The organism is Cellulomonas citrea (genome assembly GCF_009829685.1).
In the GTDB taxonomy this organism is placed as follows: domain Bacteria; phylum Actinomycetota; class Actinomycetes; order Actinomycetales; family Cellulomonadaceae; genus Cellulomonas; species Cellulomonas citrea.
The window spans coordinates 1-514 of sequence record NZ_VWSD01000401.1; the positions used below are offsets into that span (position 1 = coordinate 1).

General features: G+C 54.7%; 2 protein-coding genes. Both read right to left on the reverse strand.

Annotation, left to right across the window (positions count from 1 at the left end; translation table 11 throughout):
* Positions 1 to 202, reverse strand: a 202-nt coding sequence (locus F2B26_RS17325) for a class I SAM-dependent methyltransferase (RefSeq protein WP_210766863.1), incomplete at its 3' end; no start/stop codon positions are given.
* 126 nt (positions 203 to 328) lie between these two features.
* Entirely contained in the window at positions 329 to 514 is a 186-nt protein-coding gene (locus F2B26_RS17700) for a GDCCVxC domain-containing (seleno)protein (protein ID WP_499679461.1), read from the reverse strand.

Genomic DNA, 514 nt, shown 5'->3' on the forward strand with positions numbered 1-514 from the left:
ATTTTCCTACCCGGTTAGCAAGCTCCACGGCGATTTTGCCAGGGCCGCAGCCAAAGTCTGCAACTTTTTGTCCGACCGAAACCCCGGCCGGTTCGTAGAGTGCTTCGGTCGCGTCGTCCCAGCGGAACCCACCCTTGTAGGCTGACATCCGTTCTGGATCGATGTCGCGCCAGTGTGCCTTGTAGAATGGTTCGCTTACCAATTCTCAGTCCTTCTATGCCGCATGCCATCTTAAATAGCACACTTGGAAGGCCAACGTCTGCAATGTGTCCGCTACAGCAACTGCAACACATTTCTTCTCCACAGTATTTTGGATCACGCACATTGATCAGCCGCAACACGACCCACCTTCTTGGATCGGCGGACAAGGCACGGTTCCGTAGGAGCAATAGACACAGCAATCGCCTGGTAGAGGCTTGATCACGGCCCCGCATGATGTGCATTCGTAGAACCACTGACAGGCATCTGTCGGCATGGTCTCGACTGCCTTGTTGCCACACTCAGGGCAGGTGAT